Here is a 1,169-nt window from a genome sequence, read left to right as displayed (position 1 = left end):
CACAGTACACGACACATTTGCTGAGAGTGACTAAATCTGTTTGAGTGCTGGATTCTTCACCAAAAGGATCCAGAGCTTGTCCAACATCGTTTTAGCCACTCTCATAGAGACCTTATCGCCTCACTTTGCTCTCAGCAAGAGCCGTTTGAGTACACTGTCCTGCCTTATTGTGGGGCTCGTGAGCGGACGAACGGTAAACCTGAGTCACCTTGCCAGCCTGTTGCCCGGGGAGGCCTTACATTCTTCTAACTACCGCCGCCTGCAACGGTTCTTTCAACATGTCATCCTTGATCAGGACCGCATTGCTTTATTGGCCGTTAAGATGCTGAACCTTGGGCGCGCGAAAACTTTAGCTCTTGACCGGACCAACTGGCAAATTGGCTCTACACATGTAAACATTCTGGTTCTTTCCATTGTCACGCGGCGCTTCCGCGTCCCCTTGCTGTGGAGTTTTATGAACCATCAGGGCAATAGCAACACGGACCAGCGGGTTGCTTTGGTGAGGCGCTATCTAAGCCTGTTTGATGTCAGCTCCATTGAGCTTGTGTTGGCTGACAGAGAGTTTATCGGCAAGGATTGGCTGGATTTTCTGAGTGAAAACAATATTCCCTTCGCTATTCGCCTGAAAGGAAAGCTTTTGTTTCAGTTGGAAAGCGGCTGTGTTACCAGCCTGAACACGCTGGTCCATGGCAGGCGCGCGCGCAAGAACACACTCGTGTGGAGCGGTCGCTTGCAGGGCGCACACTTCAAGGTCTGCATCGCGGCCAGACAACTAAAAGACGGCGAATGGCTTTTCATTGTGACCAATGCCCCGTGCGCCAAAGCTGCGCTGAATGCCTATAAAAAACGGTGGGCGATTGAGTGTCTGTTTGGAGATATCAAAACACGCGGATTTAACATGGAGGATACAAGGCTGAGCTGCCACAAAAAGCTCTCCACGCTGCTCTGTATTGTCACTCTGGCAACAATCTGGTCCTATCGCTGCGCCACAACTTTAATGGACCGAAAAGCTATTAAGCGCAAAAGCCATGGCAGACGGGAAAAGTCTTGGTTCCGCTTGGGGCTCGATACTTTGCGAAACTGGATTACCCATAAACCTGATAGAGCATCTAAGGCATGGCGAAAAAACTGCCCCAAGCGCTCAATAAACTAAAGAGTCGTGTACTGTG

At 50.3% G+C, this 1,169-nt stretch carries 1 protein-coding gene; it reads left to right on the top strand.

From position 1 onward, the window contains the following. Positions 1 to 76 precede the first annotated feature (76 nt). Positions 77 to 1,153, top strand: coding sequence for an IS4 family transposase (locus AYK67_RS06140; protein WP_162265086.1), 1,077 nt, complete (start codon positions 77 to 79; stop codon positions 1,151 to 1,153). Positions 1,154 to 1,169: the final 16 nt, after the last annotated feature.

Source organism: Polycladidibacter stylochi (assembly GCF_001562055.1).
In the GTDB taxonomy this organism is placed as follows: domain Bacteria; phylum Pseudomonadota; class Alphaproteobacteria; order Rhizobiales; family Stappiaceae; genus Pseudovibrio; species Pseudovibrio stylochi.
The sequence above is the reverse complement of the archived record's forward strand: the minus strand, read 5'-3'. Positions and strand labels throughout refer to the sequence as shown.